The 23,059-nt window shown below is 73.7% G+C and carries 21 protein-coding genes; 18 read left to right on the top strand and 3 right to left on the bottom strand.

Annotation, left to right across the window (positions count from 1 at the left end; genetic code table 11):
- Positions 1-44 precede the first annotated feature (44 nt).
- Entirely contained in the window at positions 45-644 is a 600-nt protein-coding gene (locus tag ABD899_RS11700) for a DUF6448 family protein (RefSeq protein WP_345206047.1), read from the top strand.
- A gap of 9 nt (positions 645-653) precedes the next feature.
- Complete coding sequence (gene lepB / locus ABD899_RS11695; protein ID WP_345206045.1) at positions 654-1,109, top strand: signal peptidase I; 456 nt, start codon at positions 654-656, stop codon at positions 1,107-1,109.
- Here lepB and ABD899_RS11690 read toward each other — a convergent pair.
- Positions 1,066-1,743 carry a Crp/Fnr family transcriptional regulator gene (locus tag ABD899_RS11690; protein WP_345206042.1) on the bottom strand — a complete coding sequence of 226 codons (678 nt, stop codon included), beginning with the start codon at positions 1,741-1,743 and terminating at the stop codon, positions 1,066-1,068. The genes lepB and ABD899_RS11690 overlap by 44 nt on opposite strands.
- Positions 1,744-2,027: 284 nt before the next feature.
- On the opposite strand from ABD899_RS11690, the gene ABD899_RS11685 reads away from it, so the two are divergent.
- The 3 genes from ABD899_RS11685 (at position 2,028) to ABD899_RS11675 (ending at position 5,137) form a co-directional block, all read left to right on the top strand.
- Entirely contained in the window at positions 2,028-2,189 is a 162-nt protein-coding gene (locus tag ABD899_RS11685) for a hypothetical protein (protein WP_345206039.1), read from the top strand.
- A 210-nt stretch (positions 2,190-2,399) separates the two neighbouring features.
- Complete coding sequence (locus tag ABD899_RS11680; protein ID WP_345206037.1) at positions 2,400-3,779, top strand: wax ester/triacylglycerol synthase domain-containing protein; 1,380 nt, start codon at positions 2,400-2,402, stop codon at positions 3,777-3,779.
- A 98-nt stretch (positions 3,780-3,877) separates the two neighbouring features.
- On the top strand, positions 3,878-5,137 hold the full coding sequence (locus tag ABD899_RS11675; RefSeq protein WP_345206034.1) for an AI-2E family transporter: 1,260 nt from the start codon (positions 3,878-3,880) through the stop codon (positions 5,135-5,137).
- Positions 5,138-5,144: 7 nt separating this feature from the next.
- Here ABD899_RS11675 and ABD899_RS11670 read toward each other — a convergent pair whose 3' ends face one another.
- Positions 5,145-6,062 (bottom strand): YhjD/YihY/BrkB family envelope integrity protein, encoded by a 918-nt coding sequence (locus ABD899_RS11670; protein ID WP_345206033.1) that lies wholly within the window; start codon positions 6,060-6,062, stop codon positions 5,145-5,147.
- Between the two features lie 173 nt (positions 6,063-6,235).
- Between ABD899_RS11670 and ABD899_RS11665 the strand changes: the two genes are divergently transcribed.
- From ABD899_RS11665 to ABD899_RS11610, 12 genes are all read left to right on the top strand, one after another.
- Complete coding sequence (locus ABD899_RS11665; protein ID WP_345206031.1) at positions 6,236-11,749, top strand: ATP-binding protein; 5,514 nt, start codon at positions 6,236-6,238, stop codon at positions 11,747-11,749.
- 61 nt (positions 11,750-11,810) lie between these two features.
- Positions 11,811-12,386, top strand: a complete 576-nt coding sequence (locus ABD899_RS11660) for a TetR/AcrR family transcriptional regulator (protein WP_345206028.1) — start codon at positions 11,811-11,813, stop codon at positions 12,384-12,386.
- Positions 12,383-12,982 carry a nucleotidyltransferase family protein gene (locus tag ABD899_RS11655; protein WP_345206026.1) on the top strand — a complete coding sequence of 200 codons (600 nt, stop codon included), beginning with the start codon at positions 12,383-12,385 and terminating at the stop codon, positions 12,980-12,982. The genes ABD899_RS11660 and ABD899_RS11655 overlap by 4 nt, the downstream gene beginning before the upstream one ends.
- Before the next feature lie 7 nt (positions 12,983-12,989).
- Positions 12,990-13,361, top strand: a complete 372-nt coding sequence (locus ABD899_RS11650) for a YidH family protein (protein WP_345206023.1) — start codon at positions 12,990-12,992, stop codon at positions 13,359-13,361.
- Positions 13,354-13,713 (top strand): DUF202 domain-containing protein, encoded by a 360-nt coding sequence (locus tag ABD899_RS11645; protein WP_345206021.1) that lies wholly within the window; start codon positions 13,354-13,356, stop codon positions 13,711-13,713. The genes ABD899_RS11650 and ABD899_RS11645 overlap by 8 nt, the downstream gene beginning before the upstream one ends.
- A gap of 111 nt (positions 13,714-13,824) precedes the next feature.
- Positions 13,825-14,715 (top strand): AAA family ATPase, encoded by an 891-nt coding sequence (locus ABD899_RS11640; RefSeq protein WP_345206020.1) that lies wholly within the window; start codon positions 13,825-13,827, stop codon positions 14,713-14,715.
- Entirely contained in the window at positions 14,712-15,824 is a 1,113-nt protein-coding gene (locus ABD899_RS11635) for a vWA domain-containing protein (protein WP_345206017.1), read from the top strand. Before ABD899_RS11640 ends, ABD899_RS11635 begins: the two co-directional genes overlap by 4 nt.
- Positions 15,817-16,977, top strand: coding sequence for an XdhC family protein (locus ABD899_RS11630; protein ID WP_345206016.1), 1,161 nt, complete (start codon positions 15,817-15,819; stop codon positions 16,975-16,977). The genes ABD899_RS11635 and ABD899_RS11630 overlap by 8 nt, the downstream gene beginning before the upstream one ends.
- Positions 16,978-17,115: 138 nt before the next feature.
- Complete coding sequence (locus tag ABD899_RS11625) at positions 17,116-17,607, top strand: (2Fe-2S)-binding protein (protein ID WP_345206013.1); 492 nt, start codon at positions 17,116-17,118, stop codon at positions 17,605-17,607.
- Entirely contained in the window at positions 17,604-20,078 is a 2,475-nt protein-coding gene (locus tag ABD899_RS11620) for a xanthine dehydrogenase family protein molybdopterin-binding subunit (RefSeq protein ID WP_345206011.1), read from the top strand. Before ABD899_RS11625 ends, ABD899_RS11620 begins: the two co-directional genes overlap by 4 nt.
- Positions 20,075-20,953, top strand: coding sequence for an FAD binding domain-containing protein (locus tag ABD899_RS11615; RefSeq protein WP_345206009.1), 879 nt, complete (start codon positions 20,075-20,077; stop codon positions 20,951-20,953). The genes ABD899_RS11620 and ABD899_RS11615 overlap by 4 nt, the downstream gene beginning before the upstream one ends.
- Before the next feature lie 6 nt (positions 20,954-20,959).
- Complete coding sequence (locus tag ABD899_RS11610; protein ID WP_345206006.1) at positions 20,960-21,670, top strand: SRPBCC family protein; 711 nt, start codon at positions 20,960-20,962, stop codon at positions 21,668-21,670.
- A gap of 74 nt (positions 21,671-21,744) precedes the next feature.
- On the opposite strand, the gene ABD899_RS11605 is transcribed toward ABD899_RS11610, so the two are convergent.
- Positions 21,745-21,954, bottom strand: coding sequence for a hypothetical protein (locus tag ABD899_RS11605; protein ID WP_345206004.1), 210 nt, complete (start codon positions 21,952-21,954; stop codon positions 21,745-21,747).
- Between the two features lie 94 nt (positions 21,955-22,048).
- Here ABD899_RS11605 and ABD899_RS11600 point away from each other — a divergent pair, with 94 nt between their 5' ends.
- Complete coding sequence (locus tag ABD899_RS11600) at positions 22,049-23,002, top strand: GlxA family transcriptional regulator (protein WP_345206001.1); 954 nt, start codon at positions 22,049-22,051, stop codon at positions 23,000-23,002.
- The last annotated feature ends 57 nt before the right edge of the window (positions 23,003-23,059 follow it).

Below are 23,059 nucleotides of genomic sequence, written 5' to 3'. Positions count from 1 at the left end.
CCGCCCGGCCTAGCTTGGGGCTACCAAACGAAGGAGCCCCTCCGATGTTCATGAACCGCATCATCAGCTGGTTGGCCGCGATGAGGCCCGCCACCGTGCAGGCCCACTGCGACACCGCCGAAGGCCCGGCCGTCACCGACGCACGCAAGGCGTTGGAGACGGGCAACGTCCACTACGCCCTGAAGTGGGTCCCTGCCGCCGGCGAGGCCGAGGTGCGCGACGTCTTCGACAAGGCGCTGAAGGTTCGCGTCCTGGGGCCGGAGGCTGCCGAGGTGGCGGATCGGCTCTTCCTTGAGACGCTGGTCCGGGTCCACCGGATGGCCGAGGGTGTGGGCTTCACCGGCATCCAGCCCACCGGCGCCCAGATCGACCCGCTGGTCCAGGCCGCGGACGAGGCCATCGCCCAGGAGTCGGACGCCGACCTGCTGCCCATGGTGGCGCCGGATCGCCGTACCGAGCTCCACCGCAGGTTCCAGGCCGCGCTGGCCCTCAAGGACTTCGACGTGGACGACCTGGCAGCTGCTCGGCGCTACGTGGGCGGGTACGTCAGCTTCTTCAAGTACGCCGAAGGCGAGGAGCACGAGCACCACGAGCGCTCCGGCCACGCACCCACCGAGCACCACAGCCACGCCCACGCCCACTAGGACGCAGGTGTGAAGCGCGTGGTCAAGGTGGCCGGTGCGTCCATGGCCCCCACCTACCGCTCGGGTGACCTGCTCCTCACGCGAGGCATCGGCAGGGGCGGGCTGCCGCGACGCGGCCAGGTCGTGGTCTTGCGGCGCGGGGGGACCCGGATGCTCAAGCGGGTGGTGGGGGTTCCCGATGACCAGGTGGAGGTGGAGGCTGGCCGCCTCTTCGTCAACGGCGAATCCGTCGACGGGCGAGGGCGGGTGCCGGGTGCCGTCACCGCGGCGTGGCGGGTCCCGACCGGCAGCTACTTCGTGGCCGGTGACAACCCGGCAGTCTCGGACGACTCCCGGGTGTGGGACGAGCCATTCGTCCCGCTGGACCACCTCGAGGCGGTGGTCATCCGATGGCTGGCCCGTGCGCGCCGCCGCACCGACCTCAAACCCGGTGAGCTTCCTGCTGCAGCCGATCCGGCTGGGTGAGCACGACCGCCCGTCCCGGACCGATCGCGATCAGCCCCTTGTCGGACAGGCTGCGCAGGGACCGGCTCAGGCTCTCCGGTGTGGTGTCGAGCAGGGCGGCCACGTGCTTCTTGGCCAACGGCAGGGTCACCGTGACGATGCCGCCCTGCCATGAGCCCGGTAGGCCGAGGAGGTAGTCAGCCACTCGAGCCTCGACGTCGTGCGCGGTCAGGGAGCTGAGCCGGCGCTCGGTGTCGGACAGTCGCGCGCTGACCGTGGCCAGCATCCGCAGGGCGATCTGGGGGTGCCTGCTGACCAGGGCCCGGAGGTCGTCGTGTCGGAACACGCAGGCCTGGCAGTCATCCAGGGCGATGGCGTAGTCCTCAGGTGACCGGTCCGCGAACACCGACGCCTCCCCGACGAACTCACCCGGCCCCAACACGCGGATGAGCTGTTCGGAGCCATCAGCCGAGACGCGCGAGATCTTCAGATGTCCCGTGTGCACCACGATGAGTCGCGACGGGGAATCACCGGCCGAGTACGCCACCTCGCCAGCCGCCAGGTGCATCGGACGCGCCAGTCCCGCCACACGTCCTTGATCCTCCGTCGAGAGCCCTGCGAAGACCGGAACACGCGAGACGCAGGTGTCGCCCATGGCTTGAGTCTAGGAACCAGCGAACGCCCGGTCGGTACTGGAGGACCTCTTCCTGTTGGAGGCACAAGAGGTCGCCGAGCTCCCCGAGCGGGCCCCTTCGCGTGAGCCTGCGGCGGTCCTGCATGCCAACCCCGTCCTGCGCCGGTTCCTGATCGCGGCTCGCCACCCGGCGGGCGAGGAGGCACTGCAGCGTGCGTCAAACCTCGCGGTGCACGGGTCCGCGATGGCCCGTTGACCCTGAGGTTGCCGGCGCCGGACAATGGCGTTCGCGGGAGGTGGTACCTGTGATCAACGTCCGTTGCCTGCTGGGGCGGCACACGTGGCAGCACCACGTGAACAAGGAGATGGGCGGCCCGAACGCCGGCTTTGACCTCTGTACTCGCCGCGGCAAGGAGAGGAAGGGCTACGGCAAGCCACCGTCCACGGGCGTCGCCGCCGGGTTCTGAGCCGCCGCGGAGGAACAGCAGGTGGACCGTGCCGATCCCGAGGCCCGACGCCCTCCGCCTCGTACGGCACGTGCGCGGTCCGACCATCGTGATCTTGTTCTCGACCGCCCGTTGCGGGGGCCGGTCCGGACCAGACTGGGAGCTGGCCGCCGCCCCCGACGCACCGGTCCCGGTCGCCGCTCAGGGCGGCGGTGGTCACGAGGTGTCGTCATGCCCCTGACTCGGCTGCGGATGGACGAGCTGGTCAACGCGTGGGTCGGCGACGACGACACCCCGTTCCACCTGGGACTGCTGGCGGTCTTCGACCCGGGCCCGTTCGCCGGGCCGGACGGTGTCGTGGACACCGGCCCGGTCGCCGACGAGCTGTCCAGGCGGGCGCGTGGCGTGCCGGAGCTGGGTCGCCGGGTGCTGTGGACCCGCTGGGGTGAGGGGCGCCCGGTGTGGGTCGAGGACCCCGATGATGACCTCGCGCGCCACGTCGAGGTCCGCACGCTCGGGCCGGACGCTGACCTGGCGACGTGGTCGGCGAACCGGGCCGCAACACCGCTGCACCGCGACCGCGCCCTGTGGCGCGCTGACGTCGTGCACGGCCTTCCCGGTGGCCGGTTCGCCGTCCTGCTGGTCGTGCACCACGTGCTGGCCGACGGGATCGGCGGGTTGCGGTTGCTGGCGTCACTGCTGGATGAGGCCCCTGATGCCGTGCACGAGTACGGTCCCCCGCGCACCGCACCCGTGCCCGCGCCTCCGCTGCCGTCCCACCGGGACCTCGTCGCAGACCACCTGCGTCGGTGGAGACCCGCGCGCGACGGGCAGCACCGGCCGCGTGCACCGTCCCTGGCCCGGGCATGCCGAGCTCTGGCCCAGTACCGCGACGCCATGTCGGACTTCTCCGGTCCGCTGCCCCGGACCTCGCTGCCACGGGTGGTGGGTCCGACCCGACGGATGAGCGTGACCACCGCGCCCCTCGGCCCGCTGCGGGCGGGCGCACACGCTCGGGGAGCGACGGTCAACGACCTGCTCCTGGCCGCCGTGGCGCAGGGACTTCGTGACCTCCTCAGCGCGCGAGGGGAGTGCCGCGAGTCGCTGTTCGTCCGAACGATCATCCCGGTGTCCCTCGATCCCTCCGGGCAGGCCACCAGCATGATGGTGGTGGACCTGCCGGTGGGCGAGCCCGACCCGGCACGCCGGCTCGCGAGCATCACCGGGCGAACCTCGGCCCGGAAAGCGCGACTTCGGGCCACCGGAGGCACCGGGCAGGACCTGCTGGCCCTCCCCGTCCCGGTCGCGCGACTGATCATCCCCTGGGCGCGGCGACGCGGCAGCGCCAGGATCCACCTCTCGGTGACCAACATCCCCGGTCCGGCGCACCCGCTGTGGTTCGCCGGGGCTCAGCTGGTCCAGGCCTTTCCGGTCGCTCCGTTGGTGCCACTGGTCGGCCTCACCGTCGCCGCCCTGTCCTACAACGGCCGGCTGGCCGTGGCCGTCAACGCCGACGGCACGATCCGCGACCTCGACACCCTCCGCGACGGCATCGCAGCCTCACTGGCGGACCGGGCCAGGGAAGGTCACTCCGCCGACGCAGCCACCTGAGCCCCGCACGATCTCGTCGTCACCGACCGGGGCTTGACGAGGCTCCAGAACGCCCGCCGCGCGAAGGGGATCGGCCGCCGGGGCCTAGATTGGGCACCATGGAGGCGACCTCCCCGCCCGCCGTCGACGTGACCGACGGCAACCGGCCGCTCTGGAACCGGACGTGGCTCGTCGTCGGGGTGCTCGCCCTCACCGCCTTCCTCGCCTTCTTCGCGTGGCGCGGGGCGTCGACCCTCTACTACGTCCTCATGGCCTGGTTCGTCGCGCTCGCGATGGAGCCGGCCGTCAGCGCACTCTCCCGACGGATGCGGCGCGGCCTCGCCACCGGACTCGTCATGTTGCTCGCGGCCCTCTTGCTCGCCGGGTTCCTCTGGGTGTTCGGGAGCCTGTTCGTCGAGCAGCTGGCGAGCCTCATCGCCGCCGTCCCCGACATCGCCGCCGACGCGCTCGCCTGGTTCAACCGGGTCACCGGGTCGAGCTTCACCTTCGACACCCTCCTCGAGAGCGTCGGCCTGACGCCCTCCGACATCGCGGCCTACGCCGACGACGTCGCGTTCGGCGTGCTCGGGGTGCTCGCCTCGGTGCTCTCGGGGTTCTTCGGGCTCTTCGTCCTCGTCTTCTTCGTCTACTACGTCTCCGCCGGGATGCCGGTCCTGCGCTCCTGGCTGGCCCGCCGGATGCGCCCCGACGTGCAGGTGCCCTTCCTCGCCGCGTGGGACCTCACCCGCATCAAGGTCGGCGGCTACATCGCCGCGCGCATCGTGCTGGCCGCCATCAACTCGGTGCTGAGCGGCATCGTCTTCTTCGTCGTCGGGCTGCCCTACTGGCTGCCGCTCGCCCTGTGGACCGGTCTCGTCGCGCAGTTCATCCCGAACATCGGCACCTACATCTCCATCGCGCTCCCGGTCGTCGTCGGGCTCACGTCCGGGGACCCGATCGTCGGCGTGTGGGTGCTCGTCTGGGGCATCGCCTACCAGCAGGTCGAGAACCTCACCATCGAGCCGCGCATCTCGGCCCGGGCGGTCAACCTCCACCCCGCGGTCTCGTTCGGCGCCGCCCTGCTCGGGGCCCAGCTCTTCGGCCTGTCCGGGGCGCTGCTCGGCGTGCCGGTCGCGGCGACGACGATGGCGATGCTCGAGATCTACAAGCGGCGCTACGAGCTGACGCCCGCCACCGAGGAGCAGGTGGCCGCCCTCGTCGCCCCCCGCGCCGAGCGCCGGGGTGACCCGTCCGACGTTCCGATTGCCGTCGCCGCGAAGGATGCCGTCCGCGCACCGGATGCCGTCCGCGCACCGGGTGCCACCGACCTCCCCGACGCGTCGTCGGGGGACCGGTCGCAGGGGGACCCCACCTCTTGACCGACCCCTACGGCGCGGGCGGTCGCGCCTCCGCCACCGGCGCCTCCGGCTGCTCGAGGAGGGGCTGCACGAGTGGGTCCGGCCGCTGCTCGATCCACCCGGTGGCCCGGGCGATCTGGGCCCCCGCCACACCGACGACGACGAAGAGCCCGGCGATCGCGAGCAGCCACGTGACGAGCGCGAGGGCCACGCCGATGACGCCGTAGCGCGCGGCATCCCGCTCGAAGATCGTCGGGAGGAAGGTCACCGACCACAGGGCGATCGCCGAGGTGCCGATCGCCCCGATGAGGGCGCCGGGCCACAGGTGCCGCACGGGGAGCCGGCCGTGCGTCAGGGCGCGGCCGATCGCGAGCCAGAACGCCATGGCGACGAGGGTGCGGGCCAACGACTCGAGCGCCACGAGGGCCGGGGTCTCGCTGATCCACCCGGTCGCGATGACGGACAGGGTCGACTGCATGAGGATGAGCAGGCCGACGCCGAGCAGCCCGGTGAGCTGGCCCCGCCAGCCGACGGCGGGCAGGCCCCACGGGCGCTCCATGCTCCGGCGCAGGGTCCGGGTGTAGCTGTTGACCGAGAAGAAGAGCAGCACGATGCTCAGGCCGGACGCGGTCGCCACCTCCGCGGCCCCCTCGGGCTTGGTGAAGAGCAGCACCACCGTGGTCGCGGTCGGGCCGGTGAGGCCGAGCCGCTCGTTGACGACGAGCGCGATCGACTCCCCGTCGCTCTCGGACAGCCACGTCGAGGCGATGATGAGCAGCGGCACGACGGCGAGGAAGGACTGGCCGGCCATCCCGAAGATCCGGTCGCGGACGTCGACGGCCAGCAGCTCGCGGGCGATGCGCAGGATGGTGCCCGGGACCGGGTTCCGGTCGGCCCAGGCGACGAGGCCGGCCACCCGATCGTGGGTGCGCTCGCTGCCCGTCATGCCGGTCACGATAGTGCCGGCGCCGGTGGACGTGCTCGTCGCGGGTGCCTTCGCCGGCGACCGGGCGCGCTCGTTACTCGCGCGTCACCGCGAGATGGTGACAGGCTCGGCAGACGGCGGGACCGGCTCCGCCGAGACGACGCGCACACACCGGACCCCCGGGAGGACCACCGATGTTCCAGCGGATCGCCATCGTCAACCGCGGGGAGGCCGCGATGCGGCTCATCCACGCCGTGCGCGACCTCAACGCGCAGTCCGGGCCGGGGGGCCACCGGATCGAGACGGTGGCCCTGCACACCGAGGCCGAGCGCTCGGCGATGTTCGTCCGCGAGGCCGACGCGGCGTACGACCTGGGCCCTGCGGCGCTGCGCCCCTACCTCGACCACGCCGTCCTCGAGCGAGCACTGCGCGAGACCGGGGCGGATGCCGCGTGGGTGGGCTGGGGGTTCGTCGCCGAGGACCCCGCCTTCGCCGAGGTCTGCGAGCGCGCCGGGGTCACCTTCATCGGCCCGAGCCCCGAGGCGATGCGCCGGCTCGGCGACAAGATCGGCTCCAAGCTCATCGCGGAGGAGGTCGGGGTGCCCGTCGCCCCGTGGAGCCGCGGGGGTGTCGACACCCTCGAGGACGCCACCGCGGCCGCGGCCCGGATCGGCTACCCGCTCATGCTCAAGGCCACCGCGGGCGGCGGCGGGCGCGGCATCCGCAAGGTCGCCTCCGACGCCGAGCTCGCCGACGCCTACGCGCGCACCCGTGACGAGGCGCAGCGGGCCTTCGGGTCGGGCGTGGTCTTCCTCGAGAAGCTCGTCACGGGGGCGCGGCACGTCGAGGTGCAGGTCATCGCCGACGGCCGGGGCAGCGCGTGGGCGATCGGCGTGCGCGACTGCTCGGTGCAGCGCCGCAACCAGAAGGTCATCGAGGAGTCGGCGTCGCCGGTGCTCGACGAGGCCCAGGCCCGCGAGCTGCGCGAGTCGGCCGAGCGGCTGGCCGTCGCCGTCGGCTACTCCGGCGCCGGCACGGTCGAGTTCCTCTACCACCCGGGGGAGCGCTTCTTCGCGTTCCTCGAGGTCAACACCCGCCTCCAGGTGGAGCACCCGATCACCGAGGTCGTGACGAGCACCGACCTCGTGCGCCTCCAGCTGCATGTCGCGGCCGGGGGGCGCCTCGAGGGCGAGCGCCCCACCGAGGTCGGCCACGCCGTCGAGGCACGGCTCAACGCCGAGGACCCCGACCGCGACTTCGCACCCGCCCCGGGGCGCATCGCCCACCTCGAGCTGCCGGCCGGCCCCGGCATCCGGGTCGACACCGGCGTGGCCGAGGGCGACACCATCCCGGCCGACTTCGACTCGATGATCGCGAAGATCATCGCCCACGGCCGCGACCGCACCGAGGCGCTCGCCCGGCTGCGCCGCGCGATGCGCGAGACGACGGTCGTCATCGAGGGCGGCGCGACGAACAAGTCGTTCATCCTCGACCTGCTCGACCAGCCCGAGGTCGTCGACGGCTCGGCCGACACCGGGTGGATCGACCGGGTGCGCGCCGAGGGCCGCCTCGTCGCCCGGGAGCACTCCGGCGTCGCGCTCGTCGTCGCCGGCATCGAGGCCTACGAGGAGGCCGAGGCGTTCGAGCGCACCCGCCTCCTCGAGACCTCGCGCGGTGGCCGACCGCAGGTCCAGCACGACGTGGGGCGGGCGGTCGACCTCAAGCTGCGCGGCGCGGCCTACAAGGTCACCGTCTACCGCACCGGGCCGTCGCGCTTCCGGGTCGGCGTGGCCGACCCGAGCGGCCACGTCGCCTGGGTCGTCGCCGACCTCGAGCGGGTCGGCCCGTACGCGAGCAGGGTCGTCGTGGGCGGGCGCTCGCACCGCCTCGTCACCGCCGCGCACGGGCCGGTCCAGCTCGTCGAGGTCGACGGGGTCACCCACCGGGTCAGCCGCGACGAGGGTGGCGTGATGCGCTCTCCTGCACCGGCACTCGTCGTGGCGACGCCCGTGGCTGTGGGGGGTGAGGTCGCGGCCGGGGCTCCCGTGCTCGTCCTCGAGTCGATGAAGATGGAGACCGTGCTCCCGGCGCCCTTCGCGGGCCGGGTCAAGGAGCTGCTCGTCGCGGCGGGCAGCCAGGTCGAGACCGGGGCGGCGCTCGTCCGCCTCGAGCCGACGGGGGAGCCGGGCGACGGGGCGACGGAGTCGGCCGCCGAGGCCCCCGACCTCGACCTGCCCGAGGAGCTGGCCGACGGCGACGTGGCGCAGCGCGCGGCGCGTGGGCGCGCCGACCTCGCCGCGATGCTCCTCGGCTACGACCTCGACCCCGGACACGAGCAGCGCACCCTCGCGGGCTACCTCGAGGCGCGCGACGCGCTCGCCCGCGAGGGGCGCTCGCCCGTGTGCGACGAGGTCGCGCTGCTCGGCGTCCTCGCCGACTTCGCCGAGCTGAGCCGCAACCGGCCGGTCGGCGAGGAGGCCCACGTCGAGAACCGGGTGCACAGCCCCCGCGAGCACTTCCACACCTACCTGCAGACCCTCGACCCCGAACGGGGCGGCCTGCCCGCCGACTTCGTGAGCCGGCTCGAACGGGTGCTCCACCACTACGGCGTCGCCGGCCTGGAGCGCACCGCCGACCTCGAGGGCGCGGTGTTCCGGGTCTTCCTCGCCCAGCAGCGCTCCGCCCCCGAGGTCGCCATGGCCACCTCGATCCTCCAGCGGTGGCTCTCCGAGCCCGCACCCGAGCCGCCCGCCGACGCCGCCGCCCACGAGCTGCTCGACCGGCTCGTCAGCGCCACCCAGCTGCGCTTCCCGATCGTCGGCGACCTCGCCCGCAGCGTCCGGTTCCGGTGGTTCGACCAGCCCCTCGTCGACGCCGACCGGGCCTCGGTACTCGGGTCGGTCGGCGACGAGCTCGACGAGATCGACGGGCTGCCCGACGGCCCAGAGCGCACCGCCCGGATCGACGCCCTCGCCGCGATCCCCGAGCGGATCGTGCGATTCCTCGGCGAGCGGCTGCGCTCCGGTGTGCCCGCCCGCGAGCCGATGCTGGCCGTCCTCATCAAGCGCCACTACCGCGAGCACGCCCTTGCCGGCCTCCACGAGTCGACCGTCGACGGCCGCGCGGTGGCGACCGCGGACTACCGCCTCGACGACCGCGACTCCCACCTCGTGAGCACGACGGGCACCTTCGCCGAGCTGTCGCCGCACAGCGAGCTCTCCCGCACGCTCGGGCACCTCGTCGACGCGCGGCCCGAGGGGCACGAGGCGGTCGTCGACCTCTACGTCCACTGGGGGCACCTGCCGAGCGACAAGGAGGCGGCCTCCGCGGTGCTGGCCGAGCACCTCGCCGGGATGCCGTTCGCGGCCCGGGTGCGCCGGGTCGCCGTGGGTGTCGTGCCCGACGACGACCGCGAGGTCGGCTACTTCACCTTCCGGCCGCGGCCCGACGGGACGATGGGCGAGGACCGGCCGGTCCGCGACGTGCACCCCATGGTCGGTCGGCGGCTCAACCTGTGGCGGCTGCGTGACTTCGAGCTGACCCGGCTCGACGCGCCCGAGGACGTCCTGCTCCTCCACGCCGTCGCGGCGGGCAACCCGCAGGACCAGCGGCTCGTCGCCCTCGCGCAGGTGCGCCAGCTCGTCGTCGTGCGCGACGAGTCGGGGCGGGTCACCGCCCTGCCCCACGTCGAGCGCGCCCTCGCCAACTGCCTCGAGGCGGTCCGCCGGGCCCGCGCGACGCTCGGGGCGGGTGCCCGCCTCGACACCAACCACGTCTGGCTGCACATCTGGCCGACGGTCGAGGCCGACCTCGACCAGCTCACCGCCCTCCAGGACAAGGTCGCGCCGATGACCGCCGGGGCCGGCATCGAGGAGGTCCGCGTCCAGGGCGCGATCGCCGGCGAGGGCGGCAGCACCGTCCCGCTCTGCGCCCGGTTCTCCTACCAGCCCGGCTCCGGGGTGACCTTCACCGTCGAGGACCCTCCGACGACGCGCGTCGCGCCGCTCGACGGGTACGCCGAGAAGGTCGTGCGCGCCCGGCGCCGCGGGCTCGTCTACCCCTACGAGCTCGTCGCGATGGTCGCCGGCAGCGGGGGCTCGGTGCAGGAGCTCGACCTCGACGACTCGGGGCGCCTCGTGCCCGTCGACCGCCCCTACGGCAAGAACACCGCGGGCCTGATCTGCGGCCTCGTCACGACGCCGACCCCGCTCCACCCCGAGGGGGTGAGCCGCGTCCTGCTGTGCGGGGACCCGCTGCGTGCCCTCGGCGCGGTCGCCGAGCCGGAGTGCGCCCGCGTCATCGCCGCCCTCGACCTCGCGGAGGAGCGCGGGCTGCCCGTCGAGTGGTTCGCGCTCTCGGCCGGGGCCCGCATCTCCATGGACTCGGGGACCGAGAACATGGACTGGGTCGCCAGGGCCCTCAAGCGGATCATCGAGTTCACCCAGGCCGGGCACGAGGTCAACGTCGTCGTCGCCGGCATCAACGTCGGTGCGCAGCCGTACTGGAACGCGGAGGCCACGATGCTCATGCACACCAAGGGCATCCTCGTCATGACCCCCGACTCGGCGATGGTGCTCACCGGCAAGCAGTCGCTCGACTTCTCCGGCGGGGTCTCGGCCGAGGACAACTTCGGCATCGGCGGCTACGACCGGGTCATGGGTCCCAACGGCCAGGCCCAGTACTGGGCCAAGGACCTCGTCGACGCGTACGGCATCCTGCTCGCGCACTACGAGAACACGTGGGTCGCACCGGGCGAGGCGGGCCCGCGGCGGGCGCCGACGACCGACCCCCACGACCGCGACATCACCACCTACCCGCACGAGGTCGCGGGGAGCGAGTTCACCCGCGTCGGCGACATCTTCTCGGCGCAGACCAACCCCGACCGCAAGAAGCCCTTCGACATCCGCACCCTCATGCGGGCCGTGGCCGACCAGGACCACGCAACGCTCGAGCGCTGGGCGGGCATGGCCGACGCCGAGACCGCGGTCGTGCTCGACGCGCGGGTCGGCGGGATCCCGGTGTGCCTGCTCGGGATCGAGTCCAAGTCGGTCCCCAGGCGTGGTGTGCCGCCGACCGACGGGCCGGACGTCTACACCGCCGGGACGCTCTTCCCCCGGTCGTCGAAGAAGGCGGCCCGGGCCATCAACGCGGCGAGCGGGAACCGGCCGCTCGTCGTGCTCGCGAACCTGTCCGGGTTCGACGGGTCACCCGACTCGATGCGCGCGCTCCAGCTCGAGTACGGGGCCGAGATCGGGCGCGCGGTCGTCAACTTCGACGGGCCGATCGTCTTCGTCGTCGTCTCGCGCTACCACGGCGGAGCGTTCGTCGTGTTCTCCAGGGCACTCAACCCGCGGATGACGGTGCTCGCCGTCGAGGGCTCGTTCGCGTCTGTCATCGGCGGGGCGCCGGCCGCGGCCGTCGTCTTCGCGCGCGACGTCGACCAGCGCACGGCGTCCGACGAGCGGGTCGCCTCCCTCGAGGCGCGGCTCGCCGAGGCGAGTGGCGCCGACCGGGCGAAGGTCGCCACGGAGCTCGCGACCGTGCGCCAGGCCGTGCGGGCCGAGATGCTCGGCAGGGTGGCGGCCGAGTTCGACCGGGTGCACGACATCCACCGCGCCGTGCAGGTCGGTTCGGTGGATGCCGTCATCGCGCCGGAGGAGGTGCGCCCCCGGATCATCGCGGCGATCGAGGCCACCGCCACCCCCTGACCGACCACGACGGACGCGAGCCGTGTGGACGCAGCAGACAGACCTGTCTACTATCGAACCCATGGCCCCACAGCCCGCCCGCGACCGCATCCTCGACACGGCGTTTCGGCTCTTCTACGCCCACGGCATCCGGGCGGTCGGTGTCGACCGGATCATCGCCGAGTCGGGCGTGGCGAAGGCGACGTTCTACAAGTGGTTCCCCGCCAAGGACGACCTCGTGCTCGCGTACCTCGCCAAGGTCGACGGCATCTGGAGCGGCCAGCTGCACGCCGCCGCGCAGGCCGCCGGCCCCGCCCCGGCCGACCAGCTCGTGGGCCTGTTCGACGCCCTCGGCTCGGCGTGCCGGCGCGACGGCTACCGCGGGTGCGCCTTCATCAACGCGGCCGCCGAGGCGGTGCCGGGCACCCCGGTGCACGACCGCACGGTCGAGCACAAGGCGGCGGTGCTCGAGTGGCTCACCGGTCTCGCCGCGGACGCCGGGGCGCACGACCCGCCCGCCCTGGCCCGTTCGCTCACCATCCTCCTCGACGGTGGCCTTGCGAGCGGCGCCCTCGACGCCGACCCGGACGCCCCGGCGCAGGCCCGGAGGTCGGCGCGGGTGCTCGTCGACGCCGCGCTCGGCCGGGCGGTGGCGTGAGCACCGTCGGACTCGTGCTCGCAGCGGGCGCGGGGCGCCGGATGGGCCGGCCGAAGGCGCTCGTCCGCCTGACCCCGGGCGGACCGACGCTCGTCGAGACCGCGGTCGGCCGCGTCCGCGCCGCCGGGTGCGACCGCGTCGTCGTCGTCGTGGGTGCCGAGGCCGGCGACGCGGCGGATGCCGTCTCCGGCACCGGGGCCGAGGTCGTCGTGGCCACCGACTGGGACGAGGGGATGGGCGCGTCCCTGCGTGCCGGGCTCGCCCACCTCGAGGCCGGAGCACCCACGCCTTCGCCGGTCGTCGCCGTCGTGACCCTCGTCGACCTCCCGGACGTGTCGGCCGAGGTCGTCGCGCGGGTGCTCGCCGCCGCTGCGCCCGAGGGTGCTGCCGCCCTCGTGCGGGCGGCGTACGACGGGGTCCCCGGCCACCCCGTCGTGCTCGGACGCGACCACTGGGCCGCCGTGCGCGCCACCGCGCGCGGCGACCGCGGCGCCCGCGACCACCTGCGTGCCACCCCCCACCGGCTCGTCGAGTGCGGCGACCTCGCCACCGGCCGCGACGTCGACACCGAGGCCGACCTGCCCGAGCGGGGATGATGGCCCCGTGAGCGCACGAGAGCACCGCTGGCCCGGCAGCGTCTACGACCACGGGAGCGACCCGGACCCGCGCTTCTCGCTCGCCAACGAGCGCACCTTCCTCGCGTGGATCCGCACCGGGCTCGCCCTCGTGGCCGGTGCCGCAGCGGTCGACGCGCTGCCGCTCCCCCTCCCGGATGCCGTGCAGCGCGCGCTCGCCGCCGGCCTCGCGCTCGCCGCCCTGCTCACCGCGCTCGCGGCGTGGCGCGGGTGGGCCCGCACCGAGCGGGCGATGCGCGAGGGCGCGCCCCTGCCCGCGAACCCCGCGATGCCCGTCGTCCTCGTCACCGTCGCCGTGGCGGCGGTCGTCCTCGGCGTCGCGAGCCTCACCGGTGGCTGACCGGCCGCCGCTGGCCGGCCGTCCGCCGGCACCCGACCCCGCGGCGCCCCAGGAACGGACCTCGCTCGCGTGGCGGCGCACCGGCCTCGCGCTCCTTGTCGGCTCCCTGACGATCGGCCGCCTCACCCTCGACCGCCTCGGTCCGGCCGTCGTCGTGCCGACGGTGCTCGGGGCGGCCCTCGCCGGCTGGGTGCTCCTCGTCGCCCTGCGGTCGCGGCGCCTCGCGCGGGCCCACCCGGGCGAGCCGACCTTCTCGGTGCTCGCCGACGGCCGGCTCCCGGCCGTCGTCGCCGCCCTCGTCGCAGCCCTGGCCCTCGGCGAGCTGCTCGCGGCCCTGGTCCGACTGCTCTGACGCGCCACCGCCCGAGCCGGGTGCCGAGGTGGCTGCCCGGACGACCACCTCAGCACCCGACTGCGCGTCGTTGCCCTACCGAACGGGCGCCGCGTCAGGGATGCTGGCGCCATGGACCCGCGGACGACGTTCGGATCGGCCCCCGACCTCGAGGCGGCGCTGGCCGCGACCGGCTACCTCGCCGACGACGCCCTGGCCACCGTCACGTGGCTCGCGCTGCGCCTCGGCCGGCCGCTGCTCATGGAGGGGGAGCCGGGCACGGGCAAGACGGCCCTGGCCGAGGCCCTCGCCGAGGCGATGGACCTGCCGCTCATCCGGCTCCAGTGCTACGAGGGCATCGACGCCACCCAGGCGCTCTACGACTGGGACTTCCCCCGCCAGATCCTCCACGTCCGCGCGCTCGAGGCCGTCGAGGGTGCGGCCCGCGACGTCCGCGACGTCGAGGAGGGCCTGTTCGACGAGCGCTTCCTCCTCGCCCGCCCCGTCCTGCGGGCGCTGCGCGACGCCCCGGCGGTGCTGCTCGTCGACGAGGTCGACCGCGCCGACGACGAGTTCGAGGCGTTCCTCCTCGAGGTGCTCTCGACGTGGCAGGTGACGATCCCCGAGCTCGGCACCGTCGCCGCCTCGGTGCCGCCCGTCGTCGTCCTCACCTCGAACCGCACCCGCGAGCTGCACGACGCGCTCAAGCGCCGTTGCCTCTACCACTGGCTCGAGCACCCCGGCATCGAGCGCGAGCTCGCCATCGTCGCCCGCCGGGCCCCCGAGGTCTCCGAAGCCCTTGCCGAGCAGGTCGTGCGGGCGGTGCACGGCATCCGCTCCGACCGCGAGCTCGTCAAACCGCCCGGCGTCGCCGAGACCCTCGACTGGGCCCGGGCCCTCCACGAGCTCGGGACCCGCGAGCTCGACACCGAGACGGCGGCCGCGACCCTCGGCGTGGCCGTGAAGTACCGCGAGGACATCGAGCGCGTCCGGCACGCGCTCGATGCCATGCTCACGCGATGACGACCGCGCCGCAGCGCCCGCCCGAGGAGGTGCTCCTCGGGTTCGCCCGCGCGCTGCGGGCCGCCGGCGTCGGCGTGACCGCCGACCGCGAGCGCACCTACCTCGAGGCGGTCGCCGCGGTCGGGATCGAGCACCAGCTCGGGGTCTACCACGCGGGCCGCGCGACGCTGTGCGCCTCACCGGCCGACCTCGAACGCTACGACCACGTGTTCACGGCGTGGTTCAGCGGCCAGCGCGCCGGCACGAAGGACCGGCGGTCGGCGCCGCAGGTCGTCAGCCACGCCGGGCTCGGCGTCGGCGAGGAGCCGTCCGGGGAGGGGGCCGAGGACCCGGATGCCGTGCACGCGCGGGCGAGCGCGACCGAGGTGCTCCGGCACCGCGACGTGGCGACCCTGAACCGCCGCGACCGCGAGCGGCTCGCCGCGCTCTTCGCCACCCTGCACCCCCGTCCGCCGCGCCGGCGGGCCCACCGCTGGACGGCCTCGCGGCGCGGCCAGGTGGACGCCCGCGCCACCCTGCGCTCGACGCTGCGCCGGATGGGGGAGCCGGGCGAGGTTCGCTGGCGGCGCCGCGGCTCCCGGCCCCGCCGGGTCGTGCTGCTCGTCGACGTGTCAGGGTCGATGAGCGCCTACGCCGACGCCCTCATCCGGCTCGCCCACACCTACTGCGTGTCCGGGATGCCGGTCGAGGTGTTCACCCTCGGCACCCGGCTCACCCACGTGACGCGCCCGCTGCACCAGCGCGACCCCGACCGCGCGATCATCGCCGCCGGGCAGGCGATCCCGGACTGGTCGGGCGGCACCCGGCTCGCGGAGGGCGTCAAGGTCTTCCTCGACCGCTGGGGCCGCCGCGGCATGGCCCGTGGCGCGGTCGTCGTCGTCTTCAGCGACGGGTGGGAGCGGGACCGCCCGGAGGTCCTCGGGGAGCAGGTGCGACGGCTCGCCGCGGTCGCGCACCGGGTCGTCTGGGTCAACCCGCACCGGGGGAGGGCGGGCTACGCACCGCTCCAGGGAGGCATCATGGCGGTGCTGCCCCATGTCGACGACTTCGTCGCGGGGCACTCGATGGCGGCGTTCCAGGAGCTGACGGAGGTGGTCGCACGTGCGTGACGTGCTCCCCGAGCTGATGCAGTGGTGGCGGGCCGGTGAACCGGTCGGGGTCGGCACCGTCGTCGCGACGTTCCGGTCGGCGCCGCGCCCGGCCGGGGCGTCGATGCTCGTCGGCCCGGGCGGCGAGGCCGTCGGGTCGGTGTCCGGCGGCTGCGTCGAGGGCGCCGTCTACGAGCTCGGCCAGGAGGTCATGGCCTCGGGGGTGCCGGTCCTCCAGCGCTACGGGGTGTCCGACGACGACGCGTTCGCGGTCGGCCTCACGTGCGGCGGCATCCTCGACGTCTTCGTCGAGACGGTCTCGCAGGAGACCTTCCCCGAGCTCGGCTCGGTCGCCGACGACGTCGAGGCCGGCCGGCCGGTCGCCGTCGCCACCGTCATCGACCACCCCGACCCGTCGTGGGTCGGCCGCCGCCTCGTCGTGCGTCCCGAGGCGGAGGGTGCAGCGGATGCCGCGGCACCGGCATCCCCGCCGACCGGCTCGCTCGGGAGCGAGCGTGCCGATGCCGCCGTCACCGACGACGCCCGGGGGCTGCTCGCCCTCGGCCGCACCGAGACCCTGACGTACGGCCCGGACGGCGAGCGTCGCGGGGAGGGGATGCGGGTCTTCGTCGCCGCCTACGCGCCCCGCCCGCGGATGCTCGTCTTCGGGGCGATCGACTTCGCGGCCGCCGTGGCGCACGTCGGCGCGTTCCTCGGCTACCGCGTCACGGTGTGCGACGCGCGACCGGTGTTCGCGACGGCCTCACGCTTCCCGGCGGCCGACGAGGTCGTCGTCGAGTGGCCGCACCGCTACCTCTCGGCGGAGCTCGAGGCCGGGCGCATCGACCCGCGCACCGTCGTCTGCGTGCTGACCCACGACCCGAAGTTCGACGTACCCGTGCTCGAGGTGGCGCTGCGGCTGCCCGAGGTGGCGTACGTCGGGGCGATGGGGTCACGGCGCACCCACGAGGACCGGCTCGCCCGGCTGCGCGACGTGGGGCTGACCGACGACGAGCTCGCCCGGCTCTCCTCGCCGATCGGCCTCGACCTCGGGGCGCGCACCCCGGAGGAGACGGCCGTGAGCATCGCGGCCGAGATCGTCGCCCTCCAGTGGGGCGGTGGTGGCCGGCGGCTCCAGGACACCGACGGTGCCATCCACCACCACCTGTCCTGACCGGGCTCCTTCCCTCGGGGAAGGCCGCCCGGGGGAACCTTTCGGCACGGATATCCGCCCGACCCCTTGTGGCGGCGGTCACTTCGGGTGAGGATCACGAGCACGTCACGGTCCCCACACCTGCTGAAGGAGTCAACGATGACTCGGGTCAACGTCACCGTCGACGGAGTCCAGTGCTCCGACGACGTCGAGCCGCGCATGCTGCTGGTCCACTACCTGCGAGAAGTCGTCGGCAAGGTGGGCACCGTCGTCGGGTGCGACACGAGCAACTGCGGCGCCTGCACGGTCCACCTCGACGGGCGCAGCGTCAAGTCGTGCAACGTCCTCGCGGTCCAGGCCGACGGGCACGAGGTCACGACGATCGAGGGCATCGCCCCCATGGGTGAGCTGCACCCGATGCAGCAGGCGTTCCACGACCACCACGCCCTCCAGTGCGGGTACTGCACACCGGGGATGATCATGCAGGCCCTCGACGTGCTCCGCGAGAACCCGAACCCCTCCGAGGAGGAGATCCGGGTCGGGCTCGAGGGCAACCTGTGCCGCTGTACCGGCTACCACAACATCGTCAAGGCGGTGGCGGCCTGCGCGAGCAGCGCGGCTCCCGTCGCCGAGGGGAGCGAGGCCCGATGACCGCCGTCGACGACCGCCCCACGGCCGAGATCGGGCACGCGCGCAAGCGCAAGGAGGACCAACGACTCATCACCGGCCGCACCCGCTGGACCGACAACATCTCGCTGCCCGGCATGCTGCACCTCGCGATGGTGCGCAGCCCGTTCGCCCACGCGACGATCACCGGGATCGACACCGGGGCCGCTCGGGCGGCGACCGGGGTCGTCGCGGTGTTCACGGGGGCGGACATCGCGGACATCCAGGGCGTCAACATCACCGCGTGGCCGCTCAACGCGGAGCAGAAGACCCCCGACCACCTCCCGATGCCGAGCGACCGCGTCGCTCACGCCGGTGAGATCGTCGCCGTCGTCGCCGCCCGGTCCGCGGCGGCCGCGCGGGACGCGGCCGAGCTCGTCGACGTCGACTACGACGAGCTGCCCGCCGTGCTCGACCTCAAGGAGGCCGCGACCGACGCGGTGCTGGCCCACCCGGGCCTGGGGACGAACAGGTCGGCCGTCTGGCAGCTCGACTCCCAGGAGGGCGGCACGGGCGGCGACGTCGACGAGGCGATCGCCCGGGCGCGCGAGGGCGGCATCGTCATCGAGCGCGAGTACCGGCAGCAGCGCCTCATCCCTGCCTTCATGGAGCCCCGGTCCACCGTCGTCGACCCGACGGGTGAGCAGGTGACGATGTGGTCGGCCACCCAGGTCCCGCACATCCTGCGGTTCTGCATCGCCGCCACGACCGGGCTGCCCGAGTCGAAGATCCGGGTCATCGCGCCCGACGTCGGCGGTGGGTTCGGCGGGAAGCTGCAGACGACGCCCGAGGAGTTCATCACGCTCGCCGTCGCCCGCAAGCTCGGCAAGCCGTGCAAGTTCACCGAGACCCGGTCGGAGACGATGGTGTCCGGCCACCACGGTCGCGACCAGTGGCAGCGGCTCACGCTCGTCGCGGAGCGGGACGGCACGGTCACCGGGCTCAAGGTCGAGCTGCTCGCCGACCTCGGGGCCTACGCCGCCCTCGTCGGTGGGGGTGTGCCGGTGCTCGGGGCGTGGATGTTCAACTCGATCTACAAGTTCCCCGCCTACCGCTTCACGACGACGAACTACTACACGAACAAGACCTGGGTCGACGCCTACCGCGGTGCCGGGCGACCCGAGGCCACGTACGCCATCGAGCGGCTCATGGACGAGCTGGCCAGCGAGGTCGGGGTCGACCCGCTCGAGATCCGCGAGAAGAACTGGATCCGGCACGACGAGTTCCCGTTCACGACGGTCGCCGGGATGACGTACGACTCGGGCAACTACGAGGCGGCGACGGCCAGGGCCCGCGAGCTCTTCGGCTACGACGAGCTGCGGGCCGAGCAGCGTCGACGCCGCGAGAGCGGTGACCCGGTGCAGCTCGGCATCGGGGTGTCGACGTTCACCGAGATGTGCGGTCTGGCCCCGTCCCGCGTGCTCGGCGCCCTCAACTACGGCGCGGGCGGCTGGGAGCACGCCACGATCCGGATGCTCACGACCGGCACCGTCGAGGTCATCACCGGGACGTCCGCGCACGGTCAGGGGCACGAGACGGCCTGGAGCCAGATCGTCGCCGACCGGCTCGGCGTCCCCTTCGAGAACATCGAGGTCCTCCACGGCGACACGCAGATCGCCCCCAAGGGCATGGACACCTACGGCTCGCGGTCGCTCGTCGTGGGCGGCGAGGCCCTCGTGCTCGCCGCCGACAAGGTCATCGAGAAGGCGAGGCCCCTCGCGGCGCACCTGCTCGAGGCCAGCCCCGACGACCTCGAGTTCAGCGGCGGCAGGTTCACCGTCAGGGGCACGGACAAGGGCGTCGGGATCACCGACATCGCGCTCTCCACGTGGACCGGCCACGACTACCCGGAGGGCATGGAGCTCTCGCTCGACGCCGACGCCACCTACGACCCGGTGAACTTCTCCTTCCCGCACGGCACCCACCTGTGCGCCATGGAGGTCGACACCGAGACCGGGGCGGTGACGATGCGCAGCTACGTCTGCGTCGACGACATCGGCACGATCATCAACCCGCTCATCGTCGAGGGCCAGGTGCACGGCGGCCTCGTCCAGGGCATCGCGCAGGCCCTGTGGGAGGGAGCGGAGTACGACGAGCAGGGCACCCTCGTCACCGGCTCGTTCGTCGACTACACCCTGCCGACCGCGGCCGACACGATCAGCTTCGTCACCGACCACACGACGTCCCCGTCGACGTACAACTCGCTCGGCACCAAGGGTGTCGGCGAGGCCGGCACGATCGCCTCCACGCCGGCTGTCGTCAACGCCATCGTCGACGCGGTGCGCCACCTCGGCGTCACCGACGTCCGGATGCCGTGCACGCCCGAGCGGGTGTGGAAGGCCATCCAGGGCGCCGGTTCCGGCACCTCGACGACGAGCGAGGCCCAGCCGCACTTCGCGGAGGACGCCCCCAACCAGGATCCGGGCGCAGGCACGACGGACGGAGCGGCACAGTGATCCCCGCGGCATTCGACTACCTCGCCCCCGCGACCGTCGACGAGGCCCTCGACGCGCTCGCCGCGGCCGGCGACGACGTGAAGGTCCTCGGCGGGGGCCAGTCCCTCCTGCCCATCCTGCGGATGCGGCTCAACGCACCCGACCAGATCGTCGACCTCGGGCGCATCGAGGAGCTCCGCGGCATCCGCGACGAGGGCGACCACCTCGTCATCGGTGCGATGACGACCTATGCCGACGTCATCGCCAGCCCCCTCGTCCGGCAGCACGCGGCCCTGCTCGCGCAGGCCGTCGAGGAGGTCGCCGACCCGCAGATCCGTCACCGGGGAACCATCGGGGGGGCGCTCGTGCACGCCGACCCCGCGGGTGACGTCGGCGCCCCGGTCCTCGCGCTCGACTGCGAGCTCGTGATCCGCGGGCCGAAGCACGAGCGCACCCTCGTCCGCGGGCCCAGGCGCGACCGGACCGTGCCGGTCGGCGAGTTCTTCGTCGACCTGTTCGAGACAGCCGTCGGCGAGGGCGAGCTCCTGACCGCCATCCGGGTGCCCAAGCACACGGGGTGGGCGTCGCACTACGAGAAGTTCGTCCGGGTCTCGCACCAGTGGTCGATCGTCGCGGTGGCCGTGGCCCTCAAGGTCGACGGCGGGACGATCAGGGAGGCACGCGTCGGGCTGACGAACATGGGCTCCACGCCGCTGCGGGCCCACGGCGTGGAGCAGGCACTCGTCGGGCGCACGGCATCCGACCTCGGTGACGCGTGCGACGGCGCCGCGGACGGCACGAACCCGCCGAGCGACCTCAACGGCGACGCCGACTACCGGCGCCACCTCGCGAGGGTGCTCACCCGGCGCGCCGTGGCGACCGCCCTCGGAGGCTGAGCGCGCATGGAGCTGACGCACGACTTCGTCGTCCCGGCGACGGTCGACCAGGCCTGGGCGACGTTCATGGACCTCGAGCGGGTGGGCGGCTGCTTCCCGGGCGCGACGGTGACGTCCGTGGACGAGTCCGGTTTCGCCGGGACGGTCAAGGTCAAGCTCGGCCCGATCGCCCTCCAGTACGCCGGTGCCGGGCAGTTCCTCGACCGCGACGACGCCGCCCACCGGGCGGTCATCGAGGCCAAGGGCAAGGACCGGCGCGGCAACGGCACGGCCGGGGCGACGGTCACGATCCAGCTGGCCCCCTCGGGCGAGGGCACCCGTGTCGACGTCACGACCGACCTGTCCGTGACGGGCAAGCCCGCCCAGTTCGGCCGAGGGGTCATGCAGGACGTCTCGGACAAGCTGCTCCAGCAGTTCGTCGCGTGCATCGAGGGGCAGTTCCGCGAACCGGAGCCGGCCGCCGAGCCCGCGCCCGAGCCGGGGGTGGCGCCGGCCCCCGAGCCGGTCGGGGCGCCGGTCCCCGAGCCGGCCGTGGCGCCTTCGCCGGCCGCGTCGGTGCGGCCCGTGCCCCGGCCGATGCCCTCGGCCCCGGTCGACGACTCGATCGACCTCGGCGCGACGGTGCTGCCCGTGCTCGTGCGCACGTACGCGCCCTACGCCGCCGCCGGCCTGCTCGGCCTCGTCGTGGGCTGGCTCCTCGGTCGCCGGGGCACCTGACCCCATCCGCAACGTGGGTGAAGACCGTCGCCCAGGCGACGTTCTTCACCCACGTTCGGGGAGGAGCCGGGGGGTCAGCGGTGTGCCGAGCCGTCGAGGGCGTGGATCTCGTCCGCGACGCGCCGGCTGTCGGCGTCGTGGCCGGTCCACGCCCAGCTCGTCCGGGCGCCGTGCTCGCGCCGCACGCGCCGGTTGGTCCGCTCCATGAGGTAGGCCACGGGGGCCACGAGGCCGCCGAGGGCGGCGAGGGTGAGGATGGTCTCCAGGGTGCTGTTCGTGTCCATGGCACGAGTTTGAGGTTCAGCCAATACCTGCCACGAGTGGCAGGTATGCCGGGCTAGGTCGATTTTCTGCCAACTTCGTGCCAGACTGGCGCGCATGGCCCTGCACTCGATCGCCGTGCTCCTCCAGGAGCCCGTCTCGCTCTTCGAGTACGGCGTGCTCGCCGAGGTGTTCGGGCTCGACCGCACCGACGAGGGCGTGCCCGCCTTCGACTACCGGGTCTGCGCCGAGGGCCCGGGCCCGCTCGACGCCCGGAACGGCACGTCCGTCACCGCGGCCTTCGGGCTCGAGGCGGCGGCGGATGCCGACCTCGTCGCCGTGCCGGCGTCCTCGCAGGCCCGCGCCCCGTCGACCGCGGTCGTCGACGTGCTCCGGGCCGCGGTCGCCCGCGGGGCCTGGGTCATGTCGGTGTGCTCGGGCGCGTTCACCCTCGGCGCGGCCGGCATCCTCGACGGGCGCGACTGCACGACGCACTGGCGCCACGCCGAAGAGCTCGCCCGGCTGCACCCGCTGGCCAGGGTCGACCCCGACGTGCTCTACGTGCGCGACGGCACCGTCATCACGAGCGCGGGCACGGCCGCCGGCATCGACGCCGCCCTCCACCTCGTCCGCCTCGAGCTCGGCTCGGCGGTCGCCACGACCATCGCGCGGCGGATGGTCGTCCCGCCCCACCGCGACGGCGGGCAGCGGCAGTTCATCGACCGGCCGGTCCCCACGACGACCGCCGAGAGCCTCGGTCCCGTGCTCGAGTGGATGCTCGAGCACCTCGAGGAGCCGGTCACCGTCGACGACCTCGCCCGCCGCGCCGCGATGTCGCCGCGCACCTTCGCCCGCCGGTTCGTCGCCGAGACGGGCACGACCCCGCACCAGTGGGTCACCGACCAGCGGGTGCTGCGGGCCCGCCGCCTGCTCGAGGACACCGACCTGCCGGTCGAGGCGGTCGCCCGCGACGCCGGCTTCGGCACCGCGGCCCTGCTGCGCCACCACTTCACCCGGTGCACCGGCATCACCCCCACGGCCTTCCGCACCCAGCACCGCCAGCCCGCCTGAGGCCGGACCTTCACACGATCTCCACACGGCGCCCCCACGGCCCGTGGGAGCGGGCTC

Source organism: Fodinibacter luteus (genome assembly GCF_039541575.1).
In the GTDB taxonomy this organism is placed as follows: Bacteria; Actinomycetota; Actinomycetes; order Actinomycetales; family Dermatophilaceae; genus Fodinibacter; species Fodinibacter luteus.
Note: the sequence above shows the minus strand (reverse complement) of the source record. Positions and strands in the feature narration are given on the sequence as shown.

What these genes read in the sequence shown, in the direction of transcription:
- ABD899_RS11620 (WP_345206011.1), top strand. Translation starts at nt 17,604, where the DNA reads ATGACCGCCGTCGACGACCGCCCCACGGCCGAGATCGGGCACGCGCGC.
- ABD899_RS11690 (WP_345206042.1), bottom strand. Translation starts at nt 1,743, where the DNA reads ATGGGCGACACCTGCGTCTCGCGTGTTCCGGTCTTCGCAGGGCTCTCG.
- ABD899_RS11660 (WP_345206028.1), top strand. Translation starts at nt 11,811, where the DNA reads ATGGCCCCACAGCCCGCCCGCGACCGCATCCTCGACACGGCGTTTCGG.
- ABD899_RS11625 (WP_345206013.1), top strand. Translation starts at nt 17,116, where the DNA reads ATGACTCGGGTCAACGTCACCGTCGACGGAGTCCAGTGCTCCGACGAC.
- ABD899_RS11640 (WP_345206020.1), top strand. Translation starts at nt 13,825, where the DNA reads ATGGACCCGCGGACGACGTTCGGATCGGCCCCCGACCTCGAGGCGGCG.
- ABD899_RS11700 (WP_345206047.1), top strand. Translation starts at nt 45, where the DNA reads ATGTTCATGAACCGCATCATCAGCTGGTTGGCCGCGATGAGGCCCGCC.
- ABD899_RS11635 (WP_345206017.1), top strand. Translation starts at nt 14,712, where the DNA reads ATGACGACCGCGCCGCAGCGCCCGCCCGAGGAGGTGCTCCTCGGGTTC.
- ABD899_RS11610 (WP_345206006.1), top strand. Translation starts at nt 20,960, where the DNA reads ATGGAGCTGACGCACGACTTCGTCGTCCCGGCGACGGTCGACCAGGCC.
- ABD899_RS11605 (WP_345206004.1), bottom strand. Translation starts at nt 21,954, where the DNA reads ATGGACACGAACAGCACCCTGGAGACCATCCTCACCCTCGCCGCCCTC.
- ABD899_RS11670 (WP_345206033.1), bottom strand. Translation starts at nt 6,062, where the DNA reads ATGACGGGCAGCGAGCGCACCCACGATCGGGTGGCCGGCCTCGTCGCC.
- ABD899_RS11600 (WP_345206001.1), top strand. Translation starts at nt 22,049, where the DNA reads ATGGCCCTGCACTCGATCGCCGTGCTCCTCCAGGAGCCCGTCTCGCTC.
- ABD899_RS11680 (WP_345206037.1), top strand. Translation starts at nt 2,400, where the DNA reads ATGCCCCTGACTCGGCTGCGGATGGACGAGCTGGTCAACGCGTGGGTC.
- ABD899_RS11665 (WP_345206031.1), top strand. Translation starts at nt 6,236, where the DNA reads ATGTTCCAGCGGATCGCCATCGTCAACCGCGGGGAGGCCGCGATGCGG.
- ABD899_RS11675 (WP_345206034.1), top strand. Translation starts at nt 3,878, where the DNA reads ATGGAGGCGACCTCCCCGCCCGCCGTCGACGTGACCGACGGCAACCGG.